This window comes from Pseudomonas nitroreducens (assembly GCF_024170165.1).
Taxonomy (GTDB): domain Bacteria; phylum Pseudomonadota; class Gammaproteobacteria; order Pseudomonadales; family Pseudomonadaceae; genus Pseudomonas; species Pseudomonas nitroreducens_C.
Genome location: NZ_JALJXP010000001.1, coordinates 180,969 through 203,427 on the forward strand (window position 1 = coordinate 180,969; position 22,459 = coordinate 203,427).

The 22,459-nt window shown below is 66.5% G+C and carries 22 protein-coding genes; 9 read left to right on the forward strand and 13 right to left on the reverse strand.

Annotated elements, in window-relative coordinates:
* Window positions 1-122: 122 nt before the first annotated feature.
* The 7 genes from J2T47_RS00745 to J2T47_RS00775 form a co-directional block, all read right to left on the reverse strand.
* A complete protein-coding gene (locus J2T47_RS00745; protein ID WP_081519030.1) occupies window positions 123-371 on the reverse strand; it encodes a hypothetical protein in 249 nt (82 codons plus the stop codon).
* Between the two features lie 388 nt (window positions 372-759).
* Complete coding sequence (locus J2T47_RS00750) at window positions 760-1,938, reverse strand: gamma-butyrobetaine dioxygenase (RefSeq protein WP_253441559.1); 1,179 nt, start codon at window positions 1,936-1,938, stop codon at window positions 760-762.
* Window positions 1,939-1,948: 10 nt separating this feature from the next.
* On the reverse strand, window positions 1,949-2,881 hold the full coding sequence (locus tag J2T47_RS00755) for an alpha/beta hydrolase (RefSeq protein ID WP_253441560.1): 933 nt from the start codon (window positions 2,879-2,881) through the stop codon (window positions 1,949-1,951).
* A 6-nt stretch (window positions 2,882-2,887) separates the two neighbouring features.
* A complete protein-coding gene (locus tag J2T47_RS00760) occupies window positions 2,888-3,361 on the reverse strand; it encodes a thioesterase family protein (RefSeq protein WP_253441561.1) in 474 nt (157 codons plus the stop codon).
* A gap of 100 nt (window positions 3,362-3,461) precedes the next feature.
* On the reverse strand, window positions 3,462-4,427 hold the full coding sequence (locus tag J2T47_RS00765; RefSeq protein ID WP_253441563.1) for an L-carnitine dehydrogenase: 966 nt from the start codon (window positions 4,425-4,427) through the stop codon (window positions 3,462-3,464).
* A gap of 139 nt (window positions 4,428-4,566) precedes the next feature.
* Entirely contained in the window at window positions 4,567-5,451 is an 885-nt protein-coding gene (locus J2T47_RS00770; RefSeq protein ID WP_253441565.1) for a 3-keto-5-aminohexanoate cleavage protein, read from the reverse strand.
* Between the two features lie 73 nt (window positions 5,452-5,524).
* On the reverse strand, window positions 5,525-6,463 hold the full coding sequence (locus J2T47_RS00775) for a choline ABC transporter substrate-binding protein (protein WP_253441567.1): 939 nt from the start codon (window positions 6,461-6,463) through the stop codon (window positions 5,525-5,527).
* 220 nt (window positions 6,464-6,683) lie between these two features.
* On the opposite strand from J2T47_RS00775, the gene J2T47_RS00780 reads away from it, so the two are divergent.
* Both J2T47_RS00780 and J2T47_RS00785 read left to right on the forward strand, forming a co-directional pair.
* Window positions 6,684-7,643, forward strand: coding sequence for a GlxA family transcriptional regulator (locus J2T47_RS00780; protein ID WP_253441569.1), 960 nt, complete (start codon window positions 6,684-6,686; stop codon window positions 7,641-7,643).
* A gap of 277 nt (window positions 7,644-7,920) precedes the next feature.
* On the forward strand, window positions 7,921-8,391 hold the full coding sequence (locus tag J2T47_RS00785; RefSeq protein ID WP_253441571.1) for a DUF1348 family protein: 471 nt from the start codon (window positions 7,921-7,923) through the stop codon (window positions 8,389-8,391).
* A gap of 205 nt (window positions 8,392-8,596) precedes the next feature.
* Here the strand turns inward: J2T47_RS00785 and J2T47_RS00790 are convergent, their stop codons facing one another.
* The 4 genes from J2T47_RS00790 to J2T47_RS00805 form a co-directional block, all read right to left on the reverse strand.
* Window positions 8,597-10,225 (reverse strand): GMC family oxidoreductase, encoded by a 1,629-nt coding sequence (locus J2T47_RS00790; protein WP_253441573.1) that lies wholly within the window; start codon window positions 10,223-10,225, stop codon window positions 8,597-8,599.
* Between the two features lie 138 nt (window positions 10,226-10,363).
* The gene (locus J2T47_RS00795; protein WP_253441575.1) at window positions 10,364-11,197 is read right to left on the reverse strand and encodes an ABC transporter ATP-binding protein; all 834 of its coding nucleotides are present in this window, start codon (window positions 11,195-11,197) and stop codon (window positions 10,364-10,366) included.
* Window positions 11,185-11,991: an ABC transporter permease gene (locus J2T47_RS00800; protein ID WP_088420737.1), complete on the reverse strand. Its 807-nt coding sequence runs from the start codon at window positions 11,989-11,991 to the stop codon at window positions 11,185-11,187. The genes J2T47_RS00795 and J2T47_RS00800 overlap by 13 nt, the downstream gene beginning before the upstream one ends.
* 55 nt (window positions 11,992-12,046) lie before the next feature.
* Window positions 12,047-13,021 carry an ABC transporter substrate-binding protein gene (locus tag J2T47_RS00805; protein WP_253441577.1) on the reverse strand — a complete coding sequence of 325 codons (975 nt, stop codon included), beginning with the start codon at window positions 13,019-13,021 and terminating at the stop codon, window positions 12,047-12,049.
* Between J2T47_RS00805 and J2T47_RS00810 the strand changes: the two genes are divergently transcribed.
* From J2T47_RS00810 to J2T47_RS00840, 7 genes are all read left to right on the forward strand, one after another.
* On the forward strand, window positions 13,020-13,199 hold the full coding sequence (locus J2T47_RS00810) for a hypothetical protein (protein ID WP_253441579.1): 180 nt from the start codon (window positions 13,020-13,022) through the stop codon (window positions 13,197-13,199). The two genes, J2T47_RS00805 and J2T47_RS00810, sit on opposite strands and share 2 nt — an antisense overlap.
* A 140-nt stretch (window positions 13,200-13,339) precedes the next feature.
* Window positions 13,340-15,733, forward strand: coding sequence for a carbohydrate-binding family V/XII (locus tag J2T47_RS00815; protein ID WP_253441581.1), 2,394 nt, complete (start codon window positions 13,340-13,342; stop codon window positions 15,731-15,733).
* Window positions 15,734-15,812: 79 nt separating this feature from the next.
* Complete coding sequence (locus J2T47_RS00820; protein ID WP_253441583.1) at window positions 15,813-16,787, forward strand: AEC family transporter; 975 nt, start codon at window positions 15,813-15,815, stop codon at window positions 16,785-16,787.
* A 312-nt stretch (window positions 16,788-17,099) separates the two neighbouring features.
* Window positions 17,100-17,468, forward strand: coding sequence for a DUF2388 domain-containing protein (locus J2T47_RS00825; protein WP_253441585.1), 369 nt, complete (start codon window positions 17,100-17,102; stop codon window positions 17,466-17,468).
* 52 nt (window positions 17,469-17,520) lie between these two features.
* Window positions 17,521-18,057 carry a hypothetical protein gene (locus J2T47_RS00830; protein ID WP_253441587.1) on the forward strand — a complete coding sequence of 179 codons (537 nt, stop codon included), beginning with the start codon at window positions 17,521-17,523 and terminating at the stop codon, window positions 18,055-18,057.
* A 288-nt stretch (window positions 18,058-18,345) separates the two neighbouring features.
* The gene (locus tag J2T47_RS00835) at window positions 18,346-19,650 is read left to right on the forward strand and encodes a CitMHS family transporter (RefSeq protein ID WP_253441589.1); all 1,305 of its coding nucleotides are present in this window, start codon (window positions 18,346-18,348) and stop codon (window positions 19,648-19,650) included.
* 17 nt (window positions 19,651-19,667) lie between these two features.
* Window positions 19,668-20,426, forward strand: coding sequence for a TerC family protein (locus tag J2T47_RS00840; protein WP_253441592.1), 759 nt, complete (start codon window positions 19,668-19,670; stop codon window positions 20,424-20,426).
* A 90-nt stretch (window positions 20,427-20,516) separates the two neighbouring features.
* On the opposite strand, the gene J2T47_RS00845 is transcribed toward J2T47_RS00840, so the two are convergent.
* The gene (locus tag J2T47_RS00845; RefSeq protein WP_253441594.1) at window positions 20,517-20,990 is read right to left on the reverse strand and encodes an LEA type 2 family protein; all 474 of its coding nucleotides are present in this window, start codon (window positions 20,988-20,990) and stop codon (window positions 20,517-20,519) included.
* A gap of 17 nt (window positions 20,991-21,007) precedes the next feature.
* Window positions 21,008-22,315, reverse strand: a complete 1,308-nt coding sequence (locus J2T47_RS00850; RefSeq protein ID WP_253441596.1) for a PQQ-dependent sugar dehydrogenase — start codon at window positions 22,313-22,315, stop codon at window positions 21,008-21,010.
* Window positions 22,316-22,459: the final 144 nt, after the last annotated feature.

A 22,459-nucleotide genomic window follows, 5' to 3' on the forward strand; every position in this document is an offset into this window, starting at 1 on the left:
AAACGGATTGGATCATATTTGATACATGATGCCCTTAGGCCACCACCCCGACGAACTGTAAGCCATTTCCCATTTTCTGGGAGATACCGCGCACAAACGATGCTTGCCTGTGCGCCTGATTGTCACACTTTGGGTACCAGCGCCGGCAGCAATTGCCGGGAGATCGCCTCGCGCACGGCGGGCAGCAGGGTCGCATTCCCCGCGAGCATTTCCTCCACCAGGCGGCGCAGCGCCAGCGAGCGCTCCGGGGTCAGGCCGCGCACGGCGTATTCGCAGGCCTGCTCGGCGGTGATGCCCGGCGGCACGGCGAAACCCAGCGCCTGCAGGCGTTCGCGGAAATCGTCCTGGTCGATCAGGTCGGCGTGCATCATCGCGGGTCTCCTTGGGAGCGGCAGGGTCTGCATCGATTCTGGTAAGCCCGGCGGGGCGCGGCAAGCACCTGTCCGACGGAATGTCCGCGGCGGGCAAGCGCAGGTCGTTTTCGGCTAACCGAGGCGGCGGCGCGACGCGCAGACTGGCTTCCATACCCCGCAGCCGGCACCGGCGCCCGCTGCGGGGCCTCGCACACTGAGAGCCCGAACCGGCTCGATTTGTCCCCTGCCGCGCGTCGGGCGCCGCAGGGGATTTTTTTGTCCGGCTTTTCGTAGGAGCGAGAGGAACGCCCTCGTTATTGCTCGCGAACACGATTCCCGACGAATCCGAAGCTGGGCGGTTCGCGAGCAAGCTCGCTCCTGCAACAGACGGCACAGGCCGGAAATATCAGCGCTCGCGCTGCAACACCAGGATGCGTGACAGCAGTTCGTCGCGGTCGATGTAGCAGCCCTGCAGGTGCCGTTCGCCGCTGGCCGGGTCGAAGGCGGTGCGGGCGTGCAGGGTCCGGCGGTTGTCGAAGCACCACATCTGCCCGGCGCGCAGCTTCTGTTGCAGGCGGAAGCGCGCATCGCGGGTGAGCGTGAGGAAGGCGCGCCAGGCGTGGTACAGCGCATCCATGCGCTCGGCCGGGGCATCGAAGGGGCCGCGGAGGAAGTTGGCGATGCGGATTTCGCTGATCTCGCCCCGCGCATCCAGGGCGATCACCGGCGCCAGGCAGCGGTAGTCGCTGCGGCGGTCCTTGTTGCGGAATTCGATGGGCATCTCGCAGAGCGTGCGGAAATCTTCCGGCGCTTCGTCACGCAGTGCCTCGGCGATGGCGAAGCCGTCGACGAACACGCTGTCGCCGCCGTCGGCGTTGTTCACCAGGCAATGCAGGAATTGCAGCCCCGGTTGCAGCTCGCGGGTCGGCAGGTCGGTGTGCAGTGGCAGGTTGAAGGCCGTGTAGGCGTTGCTGTCGGCGGCCGCGGCCTTGGACTTCACATCGAACAGCACACCGAAATTGGTCTCGCGGATGAAGGCGATGCGCTGGGCGATGCGATTCAGCGAGCCGGGCGCGGTGGGCACGCCGTCCACGCGGCTGAGGCCAAGATCGCGCAGGGCGAGCATCCACTCCAGCAGCGCGGAGTCGTCGTCCATCAAGTGGTCGTGCTGGTACACCGGCACCTCGAAGTCGCGGCGCCAGACACGGGTGGTCTGGTGCGCGGCCAGGCGTTCTGCGCGGGACGCGTCGTCATAGGCGTGGGCGCGCAACCAGCCAGGGTCGAAGCGGCTGCGGTGGCCATCCTGCCAGTCGATGCACAACTGGCCCTGATCGAGGCTGGCGCGCGACGGGGCGAGGCTTGCGGGGACGTCGATGATTTCCAGCACCTGTTCGCGGGTGACGCTGTAGACGCACTCGCTGCAGGGGCAGTTGTCGCGCAGCCACTGGTGGTGGAAGGGGCTGACGCGGCCGTCGGCCCACAGCACTTCGAGGCGGTTTTCCAGCGGGCGCAGGCTGCCCAGTGCGGCGGTCAGCCGGTAGGTGCGCCAGTCGGCGATGCCGGGGTTTTCCAGCGTGGTCTGCATGCGTTCCTCCTCATCGATTCAGGCTGCGGCGCAGGGCCGCGATCAGGGCGCCGCGCAGGGCGTCCACTTCCGCCACGCGCCGGGCGCGCAGGCAGCCGTGGACGAGCCCGGCACCGGGGAAGTAATCCACTGCCACGCCGGCTTCGCGCAGGCGGTCGCGGTACAGCGCGCCGTCGTCGCGCAACGGGTCGAACTGGGCGACCGCTATGAAGGCCGGCGGCAGGCCGCCGAGGTCTTCGGCGAGCAGCGGCAGCGCCAGCGGGTCGCGCCAGTCGGCGGGGCGCGAGAGGTAGGCGGCGAGGTATTCATCGACCGCTGCACTGGTCATCAGCGGTGCGTCGGCGCAGGTGGTGCGCGAGGGCGTATCGAGGTTGCCCAGAGCGGGGTAGATCAGCGCCTGGGCCAGCGGCAGCGCTTCGCCGCTACCGCGCAGGGCCTGGCACAGCGCGGCGGCGAGGTTGGCACCGCCGCTGTCGCCGGCGACCGCGATGCGGGTCTTATCCACAGGCTCGCCGAGGCCGTCCTGGTGAATCCGCCGCCAGGTGTCGAGGCAGTCATTGAGGGCGGCGGGATAAGGGTGCTCGGGCGCCAGCCGGTAGCTGATGGCGATCACCAGCGCGCCCAGTTCTGCGGCCAGGGGAATGCAGATCATGTCATGGGTGCGGGCGTTGCCCAGTACCCAGCCGCCGCCGTGGATGTAGAAAACTGTCGGCCAGCCATTCGCCGGCGGCGCACCTTCGGGGCGGTACAGGCGCAGCTCGACCAGGCCGTCAGGCTGTACGTCGCGGACCAGCAGGCCCGGCGGAACCTGCGGCGCAAAGGCAGCGGCCATGCGCTCGTAGTTTTCCCGCTGCGCTGCGAGCGTGGGGCCTTCCAGTGGGTGAGCCTCCGTTTCGGTGACGAAGGCCTGCATGGCATCGGACAGCGGATAGCGCCGGCTCATTCCCGCTCAGCCTGGCAGGCCGATGACGCGGCCGACGTAATCCGGGCGCGGCAGCGGGCGATGGGCTTCGGCCAGCGCCAGCACATGCTCGAGCACCCTGCCTTCGAAGGGCGCCGAGCGGGCGCCGCCTTCGAGGTTCACGTGCAACAGCATCTGCTCGCTGGCGGCCAGGGCGAGGTCCTCGCCGGCACGGTGCAGGCTGTGGAAAACCTGCAGGCGCTTGCGGTCATGGGCGATCAGCTGGGTGCGCACTTCGACCGTCTCGCCCTCCTTCACCTCGTGCAGGTAGTTGAGGTGCACTTCGAGGGTGAACAGCGAGTCATGGGTGGCGGCGCGGTGTGCGGCGTCGAGACCGAGGTGGTCCATCAGGGCGTCGGTGGCGTAGCTGAACAGCAGCAGGTAGAAGGCGTCGCGCAGGTGGCCGTTGTAGTCGGTCCACTCGGCGAGGATGGGGGTTTCGTAGGTTTTCAGGGCGTGCATTTTCGGCTCTCTATTCAGGTCCCCTCTCCCCAACCCTCTAACTAGGCGTCCCCCCCTGAAGAGAGAGGGGGCCGTCCAGAGCGGGCGGTGAAATGAGAGGTTAGTCGGCGAAGGCGAAGCCGTGTTTTGTCTTGGTCTCCTTGATCGCACCGAGCACCGCCAGCAGGCAGTCGTCGCGGTAGCGCTCCAGCTCGGCGATGCTGCGGCTGCCCTGCTGCTCGGCGGTGCCTTCCACCACGCGGTCGATCAGGGTGTCGGTCAGTTCCGGGGCCGGCAGGTAGGTCCAGGGCAGTTGCAGCGCCGGGCCGAACTGGGCCATGAAGTGGCGCATCCCGGCGTTGCCGCCGGCCAGGGTGTAGGTGAGGAAGGTGCCCATGAAGGACCAGCGCAGGCCCGCACCGAAGCGAATGGCGTCGTCGATCTCGCCGGTGCTGGCGACGCCGTCATTGACCAGGTGCAGCGCTTCGCGCCAGAGGGCTTCGAGCAGGCGGTCGGCGATGAAGCCGGGGACTTCCTTTCTCACGTGCAGGGGGCGCATGCCGAGGGATTCATAGACCTGGATGGCGGCCTGCACGGCCTCCGGCGCGGTCTTCACGCCGCCCACCACTTCCACCAGCGGCAGCAGGTACACCGGGTTGAACGGGTGGCCGACCACGCAGCGTTCGGGGTGCGTGGCGTCGGCGTAGAACTCGCTGGGCAGCAGGCCCGAGGTGCTGGAGCCGATCAGGGCGTCGGGCCTGGCGGCGGCGCTGATCTTCGCGTGCAGCTCGCATTTCAGGTCGAGGCGTTCGGGGGCGCTTTCCTGGATGAAGTCGGCGTCGCGCACGCACTCCTCGATGGTGGCGACGAAGCGCAGGCGCTCCTGCGAGGCGCCGGGGGCAAGCCCGGCCTTTTCCAGCGCCGGCCAGGCGTTGGCGACGCGCGCACGCAGCGCCGCTTCGGCGCCAGGAGCCGGGTCCCAGGCGATGACGTCGAGGCCGTGGGCCAGGGCGCGGGCGACCCAGCCGCTGCCGATGACACCGCTGCCGAGGGCGGCGAAGGTTTTGATATCGGTAATGAAGGACATGGATGGCTCCGGAAAGGTGGCGGGGCGTCGGGGTTCGTTGTAGGAGCGAGCTTGCTCGCGAACAGGGTCCGCAGCGGAGCTGGGTTCGCGAGCAAGCTCGCTCCTACGAAGAGCAGTTCGGTCAGTACGTGGGCCGCAATCAGCGGGCCTTGAGGTTCATCTTGTTGCGCCCCTCCGCCGGGGTCAGGGCGCGGCCGCCCAGGCGCTCGATGATCTCGATGGCGCGTTCGACCAGTTGGCCGTTGCTGGCGTGCACGCCACGGTCCAGCCAGATGTTGTCTTCCAGGCCGACCCGCACGTTGCCGCCCAGCAGCATGGCCTGGGCGACCATGGGCATCTGCGAGCGACCGATGCCGAAGCCGGCCCAGGTCAGGCCGTCGGGGATGTTGTCGGCCATCGCCTTCATGGTGGTGGTGTCGGCCGGGGCGCCCCACGGGATGCCGAGGCAGATCTGGATCAGCGGGTCTTCCAGCAGGCCTTCCTTGAGCATCTGTTTGGCGAACCAGAGGTGACCGGTGTCGAAGATTTCCAGCTCGGCCTTCACCCCCAGTTCGGTGATGCGCTTGGCGCCGGCGCGCAGCTGGGCCGGGGTGGAGACGTAGATGAAGTCGCCGTCGCCGAAGTTCAGGGTGCCGCAGTCCAGGGTGCAGATTTCCGGCAACAGCTCCTCGACGTGCTTGAGGCGCTCCAGCGGGCCGACCAGGTCGGTGCCGGCGCCGAACTCCAGCGGCTGCTCGCCCTGGCCGATCTGCAGGTCGCCGCCCATGCCGGCGGTGAGGTTGATGATGACGTCGGTGTCGCTCTCGCGGATGCGCTCGACCACTTCGCGGTAGAGGTTCACGTCGCGGCTCGGCTTGCCGGTCTGCGGATCGCGGACGTGGCAGTGGGCGACGGTGGCGCCGGCCTTGGCGGCCTCGATGGCGGCGGCGGCGATTTCCTTCGGGGTGACGGGAATGGCCGGGTGCTTGCCGACGGTGTCGCCGGCGCCGGTCACCGCGCAGGTGACGATCACTTCATGGTTCACGGTGGCTGTCCTTCTTCGGGTCGAACGAACCCACTGCGCGCCGGGCGACGCGCAGGGATCTTGTTGTTGGGAGTTACTTCAGCGAGGCCTGAACGGCAGCGAGGCCGTCCTTGCCGTCGAAGGTGGTCACGCCGTCGAGCCAGGCCTTGAGCGGCTCGGGGTTCTGCTTCAACCAGGCCTTGGCGGCGTCCACCGGCTGGCTGCGGTCGAGGATCGGCACCATCACCTGGCTCACCTGCTCGCTGCTGAACTTGAGGTTGTGCAGCAGCTTGGCGACGTTGCCGCACTGCGCCTGGTAGCCGCCGGCGGTCATGATCGAGACGGTGGCGGAGCCTTCATTGGGGCCGAACACGTCGTCGCTGCCGGTGAGGTATTTCATGTCGATCTGCAGGTTCATCGGGTGCGGTTTCCAGCCGAAGAACACCACCCACTGCTTGCGCTTGATGGCGCGCTTGACCGCGGTGAGCATGCCGGCCTCGCTGGACTCGACGATCTGGAAGCCCTTCAGGCCGAACTTGTCGTCGGCGATCATCTTCGCGGTGATGCGGTTGGAGCCGCTGCCGGGCTCGATCAGGTAGATCTTGTTGCTCAGCTTGTCCTTGAACTTGGCGATGTCGGCGAAGGTCTTCAGACCGCCGTCGTAGACATAGCTCGGCACGGCGTAGGTGGACTGCGCGTCGGGCAGGGTCGGCGGGGTGATCACGTCGATCTGCTGCTTGTCGAGGTAGGGCTTGGCCACCGGCTGCATGGTCGGTTGCCAGTAGCCGAGGAAGACGTCGAGCTGCTTGTCGGCCATGCCGGCAAGGATGATCTGCTGCGAGGCGCTGGTCTGCTTGACCTTGTAGCCCAGGCCGTCGAGCACGGCCTCCGCCACAGCGCTGCTGGCCACCACGTCGGTCCAGTTCACCGTGCCCATGCGCACGTTCTGGCACTGGGCGGGTTCGGCGGCCCAGCTGGTGCCGGCGGCGAGCATGAGCGCGGCACAGCCGAGCGCTTGGATCGATAGCTTCATGACTTCTCCCTCAAGGCCTTTGCGGCATTGGTTATCGTTTTTGTACGTCATGGCCCTCACGGGGGCTGAGGAACAAATTACGCAGGCGGCGGCCCGGCGAATCGCACTGCGGCGACCAGCTCTTGCACAGCAGCGACCTCCCCCATTGCCAGGCAGGACTAATTGCACTATGCCAACACAACGCCAGCTCAGCGCTCGCCCCGACCGCACGGAAAACGCCATGTCCCAAGACTTCTGGTTCCTGCTGTTGCCCGGTTTTTCCGTGATGGGTTTCGTTTCCGCCGTGGAGCCGCTGCGGGTGGCCAACCGCTTTCGCGGCGAGCTGTACCGCTGGCACCTGATGAGTCTGGACGGCGGGCCGGTGCTGGCCAGCAACGGCATGTCGATGAATGCCGACAGCGGCCTGGAAGCACTGCGCGCAGGTGACACGCTGCTGGTGGTGGCCGGCTTCGAACCCTTGCGCGCCTGCACCCCGGCGCTGCTGCAGTGGCTCAAGCGCCTGGACCGCGACGGCGTGACCCTGGGCGGCATCGACACCGGCAGCTTCGTGCTGGCCGAGGCCGGGCTGCTGCAGCGCCAGCGCTGCACGGTGCACTGGGAGGCGCTGGACGCTTTTCGGGAAACTTATCCACAGGTGCAGGCGACCCAGGAGCTGTTCGAGATCGACGGGCCGCGCATCACTTCTGCCGGCGGCACCGCGTCCATCGACCTGATGCTCGACCTGATCGCCCAGGCCCACGGGCCGGAGCTGGCGGTGCAGGTCTCGGAGCAGTTCGTGGTCGGGCGCATCCGTACCCGCCAGGACCACCAGCGGCTGCAGGTCGCCAGCCGCTACGGGGTGAACAACCGCAAGCTGGTGCAGGTGATCGGCGAGATGGAGCGTCACACCGAGCCGCCGCTGTCGACGCTGGAGCTGGCCGAGCGTATCCAGGTGACCCGGCGCCAGCTCGAACGCCTGTTCCGTCTGCACCTCAACGACACGCCGTCGAACTTCTACCTCGGCCTGCGCCTGGACAAGGCGCGCCAGTTGCTGCGCCAGACCGACCTGAGCGTACTGGAAATCGGCGTCGCCTGTGGCTTCGAGACACCCTCGTACCTGTCGCGCAGCTACCGGGCGAAGTTCGGGGTGTGCCCGAGCCAGGACCGGGTGGGGTTGCGCAAGGTGGCGGCCAAGGCCTGACACCTGTGGGGCGCATAACGCCTACGGGGTTATGCGCCCTACGTATCCACAGAGAGCTCCACTGCCCGGCCGATCTTGTAGGAGCGAGCTTGCTCGCGAACCGTCCACCTTGGGAATTACCGGCGAGATCTGTTCGCGAGCAAGCTCGCTCCTACGAAGAGCAAAAGCGCTGCACTGCGATTGGCAATATCTGTGGGATTACCGTCATTTACCCCATCCGGGGTCGGGCGGAGTATGCACACCAGGCACCCCACTCTCACCGCCACTGGAGACCACCATGAGCGAAGCCCGTCCCCCTCTGCCGCCGTTCACCCGCGAAACCGCCATCCAGAAAGTCCGCCTCGCCGAGGACGGCTGGAACAGCCGCGATCCGCACCGCGTGTCGCTGGCCTACACGCCGGACAGCCGCTGGCGCAACCGCTCCACCTTCGTCCAGGGCCGCGAGCAGATCGTCCAGTTCCTCACCGCCAAGTGGGTGCGCGAGCAGCAGTACCGGCTGATCAAGGAGCTCTGGGCCTTTACCGACAACCGTATCGCCGTGCGCTTTGCCTACGAGTGGCACGACGATTCGGGCAACTGGTTCCGCTCCTACGGCAACGAGAACTGGGCGTTCGACGAGAACGGCCTGATGTTCGAGCGCCATGCCAGCATCAACGACCTGCCGATCAGCGAGGACGAGCGCCTGTTCCGTTGGCCGCAGGGGCGCCGGCCGGACGAACATCCGTCGTTGAGCGAGCTGGGGCTCTAGATCCGTTATCCACAAGATTGACTGGGGCACTGCGTAGGATGGCGTGGAGCGAAGCGATACCCATCGATCACCGGCAAACTCGCTGATGGGTATCGCAAGCTCCACCCATCCTACGAATGAGCTAGCCGGTGACTGTAGAGCCAATGGGGACGCCGAGCCGTAGGGCGCATAACGCACCAGCGTTATCCGCCGTACGATTTGCCGATCAGGCTGGGACTGCCTGGGCGGGAGCGACCGACGTGGCGCGGCTGTCTTCCAGGATCATCGCCGCCGCGCGCTCGCCGAGCATGATGCAGGGCGCGTTGGTGTTGCCGCTGATGAGCGTCGGCATGATCGACGCGTCCACCACGCGCAGGCCCTTGAGGCCGTGCACGCGCAGGCGCAGGTCGACCACCGCCAGCGGGTCTTCGCCCATCTTGCAGGTGCCCACCGGGTGGAACACGGTGGCGGCGTATTCACGCAGGTGCTCCAGCAGTTGCTCATCGGTCTGCACTTGCGGGCCGGGCAGCATCTCGGCGCCACGAATAGTGTCGAACTCCGGCTGGGCGAGGATCTTGCGCGCCAGCTTGACGCCTTCCACCAGCACGCGGCCGTCTTCCTCGTTGGCGAGGAAGTTGTAGTCGATCTCGATGTCGCCACCGGGCTTCACCCGCAACTCGCCAATGCTCTTGGGCCGCAGCACGCAGGTGTGCACGGCGTAGCCATGGCCCCATTCGAACAGACGGCCACGGTGGCTGCGGTAGCCGGGCACGAAGTGGAACTGCACGTCGGCCAGCTCATTCGCGAGCGGGGTGCGGGCGAAACCGCCGGCCTCGACGTAGTTGGTGGTCAGCCAGCCCTTCTTCGCCAGCAGGTACTTGAACGGCGAGAGCAGGATCTGCGGCAGCGAACCGAGGGAGAAGCCCAGGCTCAGCGGACTCGGCGAGCGTACGGTGACCAGCCCGTCGAGGTGGTCCTGGAGGTTCTTGCCCACGCCCGGCAGGTCGTGTTGCACCGGGATGCCGGCAGCTTTCAGCTCGGCAGCCGGGCCGATGCCGGAGGCCAGGAGGATCTGCGGCGAGCCGAGGGCACCCGCGGTGAGGATCACCTCGCGGCGCGCCAGCAGGCGTTCGCCGCTGCGCAGTTCGATGCCGCTGACGCGCTCGCCTTCGAGCAGCAGGCGGCCCACCTGGCGCTCGGTCAGCACCGTGAGATTGGGGCGCTGCAGCGGTGCGACGAAGGCGCGGTAGCTGCTCAGGCGCCTGGCGTCCTTCTGGGTCAGGTTGTAGATGCCGACGCCTTCGAACTCGCGGCCGTTGAAGTCATCGTTGCGGCGCAGGCCAATGCGTTCGCCGGCCTTGATGAACAGGCTGGACAACGGGTTGGGATCGCGCGGCTTGTCCACCACCAGTTCGCCCAGGGTGCCGTGCAGCGCCGGGTCCTGGCCAAGCAGGTTGCGCTCGGATTTCTTGAAGTACGGCAGCACGTCCTTCCAGCCCCAGCCCGGGCAGCCTTCGGCTTCCCAGCGATCGTAGTCGGAGGCGTGGCCGCGGATGTAGATCATGCTGTTCATCGAGCTGGAGCCGCCCAGCGCCTTGCCGCGCGGGCAGTGCAGCGAGCGGTTGTTCAGGCGCTTCTGTGGTGCGGAGTAGAAGTTCCAGCTGAACACCTTGCTCTTGTACAGGGTGATGGTGCCGGCCGGGGTCTGCACGCGCGGGCTGGCGTCGCTGCCGCCGGCTTCCAGCAGGCAGACGCGTACCGACGGGTCGGCGCTCAGGCGGTTGGCCAGCACGCAACCGGCCGAGCCGGCGCCGACGATGAGGTAGTCGTAGGTGGAATCTTGGGTGAAGGACATGGGGGCTCCCCGTGAGTCTTGCGTGAATCGCAGAACCCCTCACCCCAACCCTCTCCCGAGGGAAGAGGGGGCCGAACGGTGCTGCAGCGGATCACCGCATCGGCCGGCGCCCTGCAGGAGGCGCCAGCCGGCGGCAGGTCAGTGCGCTTCTTTCAGGTCGTCGTGGAGCAACCCGAGGATCTCGCGCTTCATCTCGATGAACGGGCGGTCCATGACCATGTCCAGCGAGCGCGGGCGCTCGATGGGCACGTCGAGGATCTGCTTGATGCGACCGGGGCGAGCGCCCATGACGTAGACGCGGTCGCCCAGCAGGATGGCCTCGTCGATGTCGTGGGTGACGAACACCACGGTCTTCTTGCTGTGGTCCCACACGCGCAGCAGCAGTTGCTGCATCTGCATGCGGGTCTGGCTGTCGAGCGCGCCGAAGGGCTCGTCCATCAGCAGGATCTGCGGGTCGTTGGCCAGCGCGCGGGCAATCGCCACGCGCTGCATCATTCCGCCGGAGAGCTGCTTGGGGTAGTTGTTCTCGAAGCGGCGCAGGCCGACCTCGTCGAGGTAGTAGTCGACGATCTCGCGGCGCTCGGCCGCCGGCATGCCGCGGCGCTTGAGGCCGAACTCGACGTTCTGGCGCACGGTGAGCCAGGGGAACAGGGTGTAGCTCTGGAACACCATGCCGCGGTCGGCGCCCGGGCCGTCGACCAGCTGGCCGCCGACGTAGATATCGCCCTCGGTGGGCTCGGACAGCCCGGCCGTGAGGTAGAGCAGGCTCGACTTGCCGCAGCCGGACGGCCCGACAATCACCGCGAACTGCTGGTCGGGCACCTCGAAGGAGACGTTCTCCAGCGCGCTGAAGGTGCCGCCGTCGGGCGTGCGGTAGCGCAGGCTGACGTTCTCCACCCGCAGGCGGGCCGGGTTGGCAGGTTGCTGGCCGGTCACGGCGGGTTCTTCCTGCTTGATCGCTACTGCGCCCATGACGCCACCTTCAGTCGGATGAATCGGAACAGTTGGTCGGTGATCAGGCCCAGCAGGCCGATGATGGCGATCGCCAGGAAGATCACGTCGACCTGGAAGCCGCGCATGGCCTTGAGGCTGATGTAGCCCAGGCCGCTGGAGGCGGCGACCAGTTCGGCGACCACCAGGTAGGTCCAGGCCCAGCCCATGGTCACGCGCAGGGTGTCGAGCACGCCGGGCAGCGAGGCCGGGCCGAGCACATGGAGGACCACGTCGCGGCGGTTGCAGCCCAGGGTGTAGGAGGCGTTCACCAGGTCCTTGGCGACGCCACGGGAGACGTCGGCGATCATCACCAGTTGCTGGAAGAACACGCCGAAGATGATCACGGTGACGCGCTGTTCCAGGCCGATGCCGATCCACAGGATGAACAGCGGTACGAAGGAGGTCACCGGCAGGTAGCGGATGAAGTTCACCAGCGGTTCGAGGAAGGCCTGGACGATGCGGAAGCTGCCCATCAGCAGCCCCAGCGGCACCGCCACCAGCGAGGAGACGATGAAGCCGATCATCACCACCTTGACGCTGGCCATCACGTGGGTGGCGAGGGTGCCGTCACTGGCCAGGCGCACGCCGGCCGCGAGCACCGCGTCCGGGGTCGGCAGGAACATCGCCGGCACCACGCCGCCGTAGGAAAGCCCGGCCCACAGGCCGAACACGAGGAGCCAGCACAGGGTGCCGGCGGACCAGACCAGCTTCAACGGCAGGTCGACCTTGGGCGTCAGGCAGCGGCTGAGCCAGGATTGCGAACGACGAGGCATCGCGGATTCCTCCAGGCGAGCGGCGCCAGGCCGCCCGCGGGGACAAGAGAGACGGTTACTCGGAGACGAAGCGCGGGTCGACCAGGTCGTCGTAGCTGACTTCCAGGCGCTTGCCCTGCAGGCCGCTCCAGGTCTCGTTGGCGAGACGGATCAGACCCTTGATGTCGCCAGGCTTGCCGGGGGTGCCAATGAGCTGCTCGCTCATCGCCTTGTCGTAGAAGCGCACGCCCTTGGCGGCATCGGCCAGGGCCTTGGGATCGGCAAGGTAACCGCCGACGCCCTTGGCCATGATGGCGTAGGCCTCGTCCGGGTGCTCCTGGGTGTACTGCACGGCCTTGTACAGGCCTTTCACCAGGGCCTTCACGTCCTCGGGCTGCTTCTCGATGACGTCGCAGTTGAGGGCGACCACGTCGACGATCACGCCGGGGGTGGTGGAGCTGTCCACCAGCACCTTGCCCTGCTGCTTCTCGCGCACCAGCGACAGATGCGGTTCCCAGGTCACGGCAGCCGGCACGCGGCCGGCGATGAAGGCGCTGGCGGCGTCATCGGCGGTCATGTTCTGCACCTTGATGTCGCTCATGTTCATGCCGGCGTGCTTGAGCAGGTAGGCCAGCCAGAACTGCGAGACGGAGCCCTCGTTCACTGCCACTTCCTGGCCCTTGAGCTGGGCCAGCGAGGTGACGTCCTTGCCCACCAGCACGCCGTCGCCGCCATGGCTGTCGTCCAGCGCGGCGACGGCCTTGAAGCAGAACTTGGGACGGTACTTGAGGATTTCGTCGATGGTGGAGGCGGAGCCGGACAGCTGGCCGGAAGCCTGGGCCGCCATGTACATCGAGGCTTCCTCGATGGTGGTCAGCTGCAGGTCCAGGCCCTGTTCCTTGAAGTAGCCCAGGTCACGGGCGAGGTACAGGGTGCCGTAGCCGACCCAGGTGGTGTGGCCGATGGACAGGGTGCCGGCCTGCGCGCCGGAAACGGCGGCGAGAGCCAGGGCGGAACACGCGATGGAACGCACGAGCAAGGACTTGATCATGAAGCACTCCCACAGCCGGTTGGCTTTTTTGTTGGTTTACTGCGGCAGTGGCCAGGAGGCCGGTAAAACCGGGACATGCGCGGCATCGAGCTCTATGGCTCAGCGTCTGAAGGCTTTGTCTCGCGACATGTCTGACAAACCGATGGTCGCCGAAGCGGGAGGCTCGGAAAATTATTAAATATGTCGTTGCGCCATAAGAAAAAGCTGCCTTGCCGGTGAAAATGCACCAGCATGGAGCAGGGGAGAACTCGGACACGCGCGGGTTGTTTCGCGCTGCACTAAGGTTGAACGCAGCTCTCCTCAAGGAAGGTTTCAAACATGGCTTTACGTCCCGTTCTGTCGGCCCTGGCGCTCGCCATCGGGCTGTCGCTGCACCCCGCTCTGTCCTTCGCCGCCAATCCCCAGGCCCCTGCCGTCACCGAGCTGAAATGGCCGCGGGACTTCGCCCTGGGCGAGCAGCACGTGCAGATATTCCAGCCGCAGATCGAGAGCTGGGATGGCACCCGCATGGGAGGGCGTGCCGCCATCGCCGTCGGCCCCGCCAATGGCGCGCCCACCTATGGCGTGGCGCAATTCTCCGCCGCCGCTGCCATCGACAAGGCCAGCGGCCTGGTGCAACTCACCGACCTGCGCATCGACAAGGTGGAGGTGCCCACCGCCCCGGACAGCGCCGGCAAGGTGCGCGATGCACTGGTGGCGCGCCTGCCCAAGGACGGCCTGACCGTCTCCCTCGATGAACTGCAGGCCAGCTACGCGGTAAACCAGCAGCTCGACCAGCTGCGTCACGTGGAGGTGAAGAACGACGCGCCGCAGATCGTCTTCACCGCGACCCCGACGGTGCTGGTGATGATCGACGGCCAGCCGAACTGGCAGGCCCTGCCGAGCAGCGACTTCCAGCGCGTACTCAACAGTCGCGTGCTGATCCTGCGCGACGCCCAGGGCAACCATTACCTCAATGCCGCCGGCAACTGGTACACGGCCCAGGCGCTGGATGGCAGCTGGTTGGTCCTGAGCCAGCCGCCCAAGGCGCTGCTCAATGCACGGCAGGTGGCGGAGAAAGCCGGTCCGGTGGACGCCCTGCTGCCCAAGGACGGCAAGGCGCCGGGCAAGGCGCCGGCGATCCTGGTGGCGACCACGCCCACCGAGCTGATCGTCAGCGACGGCACCCCGCAGATGCAGCCAGTGGACGGCGTCAGTCTGCTGACCATGCAGAACGCCGACCACGCGGTGTTCGTCGATCCGACCCACAACACCTGGTACGTGCTGCTCTCCGGCCGCTGGTTCAGCGGCCCCGGCGAGAAGGGCCCCTGGCAGTTCGTCGACGGCAAGGACCTGCCCGCCGACTTCGCGAAGATTTCGCCCAAGGACCCGAAAGCCAACGTGCTGGTGTCGGTGCCCGGCACCCCGCAGGCGAAGGAGGCAGCCATCGCCGCCAGCATTCCGCAAACGGCCTCCGTGTCGCGCAGCAAGGCGACCATGAAGGTCAGCTACGACGGAGCGCCCAGTTTCCAGCCCATCAGCGGTACCAGCCTGCAGTACGCAGTGAACACGCCGACGCCAGTGATCGAGGTCGCCGCCAACCAGTTCTTCGCCGTGACCAACGGCGTCTGGTTCGTCGCCCCCAGCCCCACCGGCCCGTGGCAGGTGGCGACCGAGGTACCGGCGGCGATCTACGGCATCCCGCCCAGCTCTCCGGTGTACTACGTCACCTACGTGCACATCTACTCGGTCACCCCGCAGACCGTGGTCGTGGGCTACACCCCCGGCTACCTGGGCGTGGTGGTGAACAGCAGCGGCACGGTGGTCTACGGCACCGGCTACACCTACCCGGCCTACGTCAGCCAGACCGTCTACTACGGCTACCCGCCCACCTATGGCTACGGCGCCGGTTTCGCCATCGGCGCACTGACCGGCTTCGCCTTCGGTTACGCGGCGGGTGCCTACTGGGGTTCGCCGGAGCCGTACTGGGGTCCGTACTGGGGCCCCTACCCGCAAGGCGGCTGGAGCTATGCCAACGTCAACCAGGCGAACTTCTACGGCCGCTGGGGCCAGGGCACGGTGAACCACGCCTACGGCTACAACGGCTGGACCGGCACCCAATGGCAGGGCAGCTCGGCGGTGGGCTACAACCCGCGCACCGGTACGCACTTCCAGGGTGCCCAGGGTGCGGCCTTCAACCCGTACAGCGATGATGCCGCCGCTGGCCGACGCGGGGCCTTCTCCAACGCGTCGACCGGAATCTCCGGCGCCGGTCGCAGCGGGGTGGCCGCACATACCGACAGCGGTGATTTCGCCGCCGGACGCCAGGTCGCCACCCATAACGCCCAGACCGGTCGCACCACCATCGCCGAGCGCGGTGTGAAGGGCGATGTGGACGAAGGCCGCGACAGCTACGACAGGCAAAGCCAGGGCGTCAGCTACAACCGGCGCACCGGCAACGCCGTGGCCTGGAAGAACGGCGATGTCTATGCCGGCCACGACGGTAACGTCTACCAGCACACCGACAGCGGCTGGCAACAGCATACGGACAACGGCTGGCAGCCGGTGCAGCAGAACCAGGCCAACGTGCGCAGCCAGCTGGACCAGCAGTACCAGTCGCGGCAGATCGGCCAGCAGCGCTTTGGCCAGACCCAGCGACAATGGGGCGGTGGCGGTTTCGGTGGCGGGCATTTCGGCGGGGGCCATTTCGGCGGCGGCGGCTTCCGCCGCTGAGCCTGTGGACAAGGTTTTCCACACCACGGGTGGCTGTGGAAAACCACGTCGGGCAAGGTGAGAAACTTATCCACACGCCTTGCCCTTCCCCGCGCGCCCTCGGCAAGATGCCCGCTCCCACCACCATCGCGGGGTTGCCGTGACCGCTCTGTTCCAGGCCCTCTGGCCATTGTTCGCACTGATCGTCGGCGGTTTCGTGCTGCGCCGCAAAGGTTTCCCCGGCGACGCCTTCTGGCCGGCGGCCGAGCGACTCAACTACTTCATCCTGTTCCCCGCGCTGCTCGCCAGCAGCCTGGCCAGCGCGCCGCTGAACGACCCCGGCCTCGCCCGCCAGGCGCTGGCGGTGGTGCTGGGCCTGGGCATCGCCTGGGTCGTCCTGCTGATCGTCAAGCGCCTGCGCGGCTGGAATGCCGCACGCTTCGGCGCCATCGCCCAGGGCGTGCTGCGCTTCAACACCTACCTGGGGCTCGCCGCTGTCGGCAGCCTGTACGGCAAGCCGGGGCTGACCCTGGCCGCGCTGATGCTGGCACTGATGGTGCCGACGGTGAACGTGATGTCGGTATGGGCGCTGACCGCCGAGCGTGGCATCAGCCTGCGCTCGCTGCTGCTGCCCATCGTGAAGAACCCGCTGATCCTCGCCTGCGTGGCTGGCGCAGTGCTCAACGTGACGGGTATCGGCCTGCCCGGCGGTACCGACCGTCTGTTCAACCTGTTGGCCGTGGCCAGCCTGCCGCTGGGCCTGCTCTGCGTGGGCGCTGCACTGCAACCACAGGAGCTGCGCGCAGAAGCTTCGGCGCTGGGCTGGAACTGCGCGATCCGCCTGCTGGCCATGCCGCTGCTGGCCTTCGCCATCGCCCGCCTGCTGGCCCTGCCGCCGCTGGAAAGCGCCCTGCTGGTGCTGTTCTTCGCCTTGCCCACAGCCCCGACCGCCTATGTGCTGACCCGCCAGCTGGGCGGCGAGAGCGGGCTGATGGCCGGGATCATCACCCTGCAGACGCTGCTGGCAGGTGCCAGCCTGCTGGTGGTGATGGGGTTGATCCAGTCGCTCGGCTGACCCCGGAGTCCGATCCTACGCAAGCTGCGCGGATAGTGCGGACCTGTAGGAGCCGACCGCGCCCACGATCCTTATGCATGGCCGGCAATACTCCGAAACCTGTTACCCACAGGCGCAAACATTTGACTCGCGACTTACCCACACAACTTTGACGGCCGCTCACGGGTACCAGTCTGCGGGTGGTAATGGGCCTGATTCAGATGCCAGCCTTATTCTTAGGAATAGTCTGTCAGCCGCCGTCGTCAGTCGTACCTATGCCAACGATCCTACAATCCTGATGCTTGCCTGGCCCCTTCCCGCCAGACCCAGGCCATGGCAATGCGACGTCTATTCAGCCTCTCACTTGCGCTCATGCTGCCTTTCCAGGCTGCGTTGGCCGGGAACTTCATCCAGTTCCCGACGTTCAAGGATGAGCCATTGGAAGCCAGTACCTTCTGGCCAGCCGCTACGACCCTGCTTCCCTTCATTGCGACCACCGTCCTCTCGCAAGGGATGAGCCGAAAGCTGAGCGATAGCATCGCCGCTGCCAAGGACGATGCCGCCAGCTACGTCGCCAGCAATGGCGAAATCCGCGGCCCTTTCCTCGAGTCCTCGCTGCGTGAATTGCGCCAGGACCCGCACTGGGCAAAACGCAGCGAGGCAGAGCTGGTGCAGGCGATCCTGGTGTGGCCGGCCGGTTGAGCCGCGCGGGTTGTGTTCACTGGCTCGTTCATCGTGATTCGAGGATTCCCCCATGCGCAGGCTGATCCTGTTGCTCGCCCTGATTGCTCCCCTTGCCTGGGCCGCAGAGCAGGCGAAGGACTTCACCTTCGCCGGTACCGACTATTTCCATCGCTGGTCCCGGGAGGATCAGCACGAGTTCACGCCACAAGGCCAGGCGGATCTGGCGAAGTGGCAGGACATGCTCACCCTGCACCGCTATACGACGGCGAAGGACGCCGAACAGATGGCGGCCGTGGCCAACGCGGTACTGGACAACTACAAGCAGCAGGGCGCGATGATCCTCAAGGTGGATGCCCGTCCCACCCAGGGCAGCCAACCCGCCGTGTACTTCATCGCAGCAGTCTTCCCGCAACCGACGTTCATCGAAGCGGTGTTTTCCCGCCTCAAGCTGGAGAACGGCACCGGCACGGGGGTGATTTATTCCCATCGAATCTACGGCCAGGCAGCCGGCGACAGCATGAGCGCCTGGCTCAAGGCCAACGCCGACGCGCGGGAGAACGAGCTGATGGACTGGCAGCCGCCGGCCAGGGCTTTCCAGCGTCGCTGAATCTACACGGGAAAGATTCGCTGTCAGGCTGGCGCGGGCACGGCCCGCTCCGTCAGCAATAGCTCCGATCAGCGGTCATCCTCTGCGAAAGCCTGCTGAAAGCTTGACCCCCTAGCATCGCCGCCTCGGTCCTCCCGGCCGGACCTGCGTTCGCGCAGCGTACAAAAACAACAATCGGTGATCGCCCATGCCCCGCTTCCTGTCCCTACCCGTCCTGACTCCGTCTGCACCGCGCGTGCTTATCCACAGCCGCTGCTGAATCCCCCGCGCCGACCCGGAGTTATCCCCATGCTGACTTTCCTCGCCTTCGCCATGGTGGCGACCTTCATGTTCCTGATCATGACCAAGCGTCTGTCGGCGCTGATCGCGCTGATCCTGGTGCCGATCGCCTTCGCCCTGCTTGGCGGCTTCGCCAAGGGCCTGGGGCCGATGATGCTGGATGGCATCCGTACCCTGGCGCCGACCGGCGTGATGCTGATGTTCGCCATCCTCTACTTCGCCATCATGATCGACTCCGGGCTGTTCGACCCGGCGGTGCGGCGCATCCTCAGGCTGGTCAAGGGCGACCCGCTGAAGGTGTCGATGGGCACCGCCGCGCTGGCGATGATCGTCTCGCTGGATGGCGACGGCTCGACCACCTACATGATCTGCGTAGCCGCCGTGCTGCCGCTGTACAGCCGGCTGGGCATGAGCCCGCTGCTGATGGCCTGCCTGATCATGCTCTCCAGCGGCGTGCTGAACATGACCCCCTGGGGCGGCCCGACCGCCCGCGCGGCCAGCGCGCTGCACGTGGACCCGGCGGACATCTTCGTGCCGATGATCCCGGCCATGCTCGCCGGCATCGCGGCGATCTTCGCGCTGGCGTGGGTCTATGGAAAACGCGAGCGTGCGCGCCTGGGCGAACTGCACTTGCCGACCGACCACGAGGCCATGGCCGAGGTCAGCGTCTCGCAGTTCCCCGAGGCGCGCCGGCCCAGGCTGCTGTGGTTCAACGCGGTGCTCACGGTGATCCTGATGAGCACGCTGATCGCCGGCCTGCTGCCGATGCCGGTTCTCTTCATGATCGCCTTCGGTATCGCGATGATCGTGAACTATCCCTGCATCCTGGAGCAGAAGAGGCGCATTGGCGCCCATGCCGAGAACGTCCTCGCGGTGGTCTCGCTGATTTTCGCCGCGGGGGTCTTCACCGGGATTCTTTCCGGAACGGGCATGGTCGAAGCCATGTCCAAGAGCCTGCTGGCAGTAATCCCGCCGGCACTGGGGCCCTATCTTGCGACCATCACGGCGCTGGTGAGCATGCCGTTCACCTTCTTCATGTCCAACGACGCTTTCTACTACGGCGTGCTCCCGGTACTCTCCCAGGCCGCCGCGCAGTACGGCATCACCCCGGTGGAAATGGCCCGCGCCTCCATCGTCGGCCAGCCGGTGCACCTGCTCAGCCCGCTGGTGCCCTCCACCTACCTGCTGGTGGGGCTGGCCAAGGTGGACTTCGGCGACCACCAGCGCTTTACCCTCAAGTGGGCCGTGCTGGTGTGCCTGGCGATCCTTGCCGCGGCCCTGCTGCTGGGCCTGTTCCCCCTTTTCAATGACTGACTTCGAGTACCGCTCACATGGAATGGCTGACCAGCCCTGAAATCTGGATTGCGTTCTTCACCCTGACTGCCCTGGAGATCGTCCTGGGCATCGACAACATCATCATGATTTCCATCCTGGTCGGCCGCATGCCCAAGCACATGCAGCCGCGCACGCGGTTCTTCGGGCTGGCGCTGGCGATGGTCACGCGCATCCTGCTGCTGCTCTCGATCACCTGGGTCATGCGCCTCACCGCGGACCTGTTCGAAGTGTTCGGCCAGGGCATCTCCGGGCGCGACCTGATCCTGTTCTTCGGCGGCCTGTTCCTCCTGTGGAAAAGCAGCAGTGAGATCTTCCACGGCCTGGAAGGCGAGGACGAAGCCGAGGGCGAACCCAAGAGCGTGATGGGCGGTTTCATCGGCACCATCATCCAGATCGCCATCATCGACATCGTGTTCTCCCTGGACTCGGTGATTACCGCCGTGGGCATGGTCTCCAATGTGCCGGTGATGGTCGCGGCGATCGTCGTCGCGGTGCTGGTGATGATGCTGGCGGCCGGCGCCATCAGCGACTTCATCGACAAGCACCCGTCGCTGAAGATGCTCGCCCTCTCCTTCCTCATCGTGGTCGGCACCGTGCTGATCGCCGAAGCCTTCGAAGTCCACGTACCCAAGGGCTACGTCTACTTCGCCATGGCGTTCTCGCTGGCCGTGGAGGCGCTGAACATCCGCATGCGCACCGCGCGCGGCAGGAAGGAAGACCCGGTGAAGCTGCGCAAGGACATTCCGGGGCAGTAATTCACAAGCGTTATCCACCGGCAGTGAATAACAGTCGGGAAATAAGAAACCGGGCTATCCACAGCCCGGTTTATCCACAGCAGCTCGCGATCAAGGGCGTGCGACCGGCTCCGGCCAGTTCAGCACGCCCTTGTCGTTGAAACGCACCGTGCCGAACAGGCCACCCGCCAGCTTGCCATTGATCTCATAGGGCATGCCCTGGCGCGGCGGCCCGCCGGACAGGCCCCAGGCCTGGCGGAAGGCCGAGAACGCCGAGATGCTCACCGGCACGCTGATCACTGTTTCGCCAAAGCGTGGCACCTGCCCGCTGGCATCACTGACCCCGCTGGCCAGCGGCTGGCCGTTCACCGACAGGTCCAGGGCGATGCCGTTGTAGTCGATGACCTGGTCATTGGGGTTCTGCACCCGCAGCTTGACCGTGAAGCGCGCCTCCATGCCCTGCCCGGTCGCCGGCTCCAGGCCGACCAGATCGATGTTCAGCGGGTCGCGCGTGCCGAACAGGCTGCTGCAGGCGCCCAGCGCCAGCAGCAGGGTCATCAGGGCAATACGCCGGGCCATCGTCATGCTTGCTCCTTGTCGATTCACTTCAGGGTAGCCGGGCGCAAGCGCCACACGGTGTTACCCACATCATCGGCCACCAGCAGGCCGCCGAACTTATCCACAGCGACGCCGACCGGCCGGCCCATGGCCTCGTCGTTATCGTTGACGAAGCCGTCCAGCACCGTCACCGGCTGGCCATTGGGCTTGCCGCCGCCGAAGGGGATGAACACCACCTGGTAGCCGCTGCGCGGCTTGCGGTTCCACGAGCCGTGCTGGCCGATGAACACCCCGCCACGGTAACGCTCCGGCAGCAGGCTGCCCTGATAGAAGGCAAGGCCGAGGGAGGCGGTGTGTGCGCCGAGGGCGTAATCAGGCACCAGCGCCTTCTCCACCCTGTCCGGGCGCGGCGGCTCCACACGCTTATCCACATGCTGGCCGAAGTAGCTCCAGGGCCAGCCATAGAAGCCGCCGTCCTGCACCGAGGTCATGTAGTCCGGCACCAGGTCATTGCCCAGCTCGTCGCGCTCGTTCACCGCTGTCCACAGGGCACCGGTATTGGGTTCCCAGTCCAGTCCGTTGGGGTTGCGCAGGCCGGAGGCGAACACGCGCACATTGTGGTTGCTCAGGTCGATCTGCAGGATCGCGGCGCGATCCTTCTCGGCGTCCAGGCCGTTCTCGCCAACGTTGCTGTTGGAGCCGACGGTGGCGTAGAGGTAGCGACCGTCAGGGCTGGCGAGGATGTTCTTGGTCCAGTGGTGGTTGATCGGCCCACCCGGCAGGTCGACCACCTTCTCGGCCTTCGCGCTGATCGTCGTCTCGCCGGTCTTGTAGGGGAAGCGCACTACCGCGTCGGCGTTGGCGACGTACAGCCAGTTATCCACAAGGGCCATGCCGAAGGGTGAAAAAAGGCCTTCCAGCAGCACGCTGCGTTGCTCCGGTACACCATCGCCGTCGGCATCGCGCAGGAGGGTGATGCGGTTGGCGCTGGGTGCGTTGGCACCAGCCTTGGCCATGACCTTGCCGGCAACCCAATCCTTCAACCCGCCGGACTCCTCCCTGGGCGGCGCCGAGCTTTCCGCCACCAGCACGTCGCCGTTGGGCAGCACGTAGAGCCAGCGCGGGTGTTCCAGCCGGTCGGCGAAGCGCTGTACTTCCAGGCCTTCGGCGGCGCGCGGCATCTGCCCGGCGGGCCAGCCGGTGGCCGTGGCGATGTTGACGGTCGGCAGCAGGCTGCTCTGCGGTTCCGGCAATTGCGGCTGCGGCCCGGTGCCGGCGGTGAACGGCAGGGCGGACTTGTCACCGCAGCCCACCAGGGCCAGCAGGACCAGGACGGGGAACGACCAACGCATGCGACTTCTCCTCAGCTTGTGTCTGGTGTGCGCACACTTGTTCCTGGTGCGCGCACAAAGGACGGATTCTAGACATCAGCGCACGCCAGGCCGTGCGAAATAGTCGATACAACGCCGCTCGCACTCCCTTTCGATCGGCTTTAC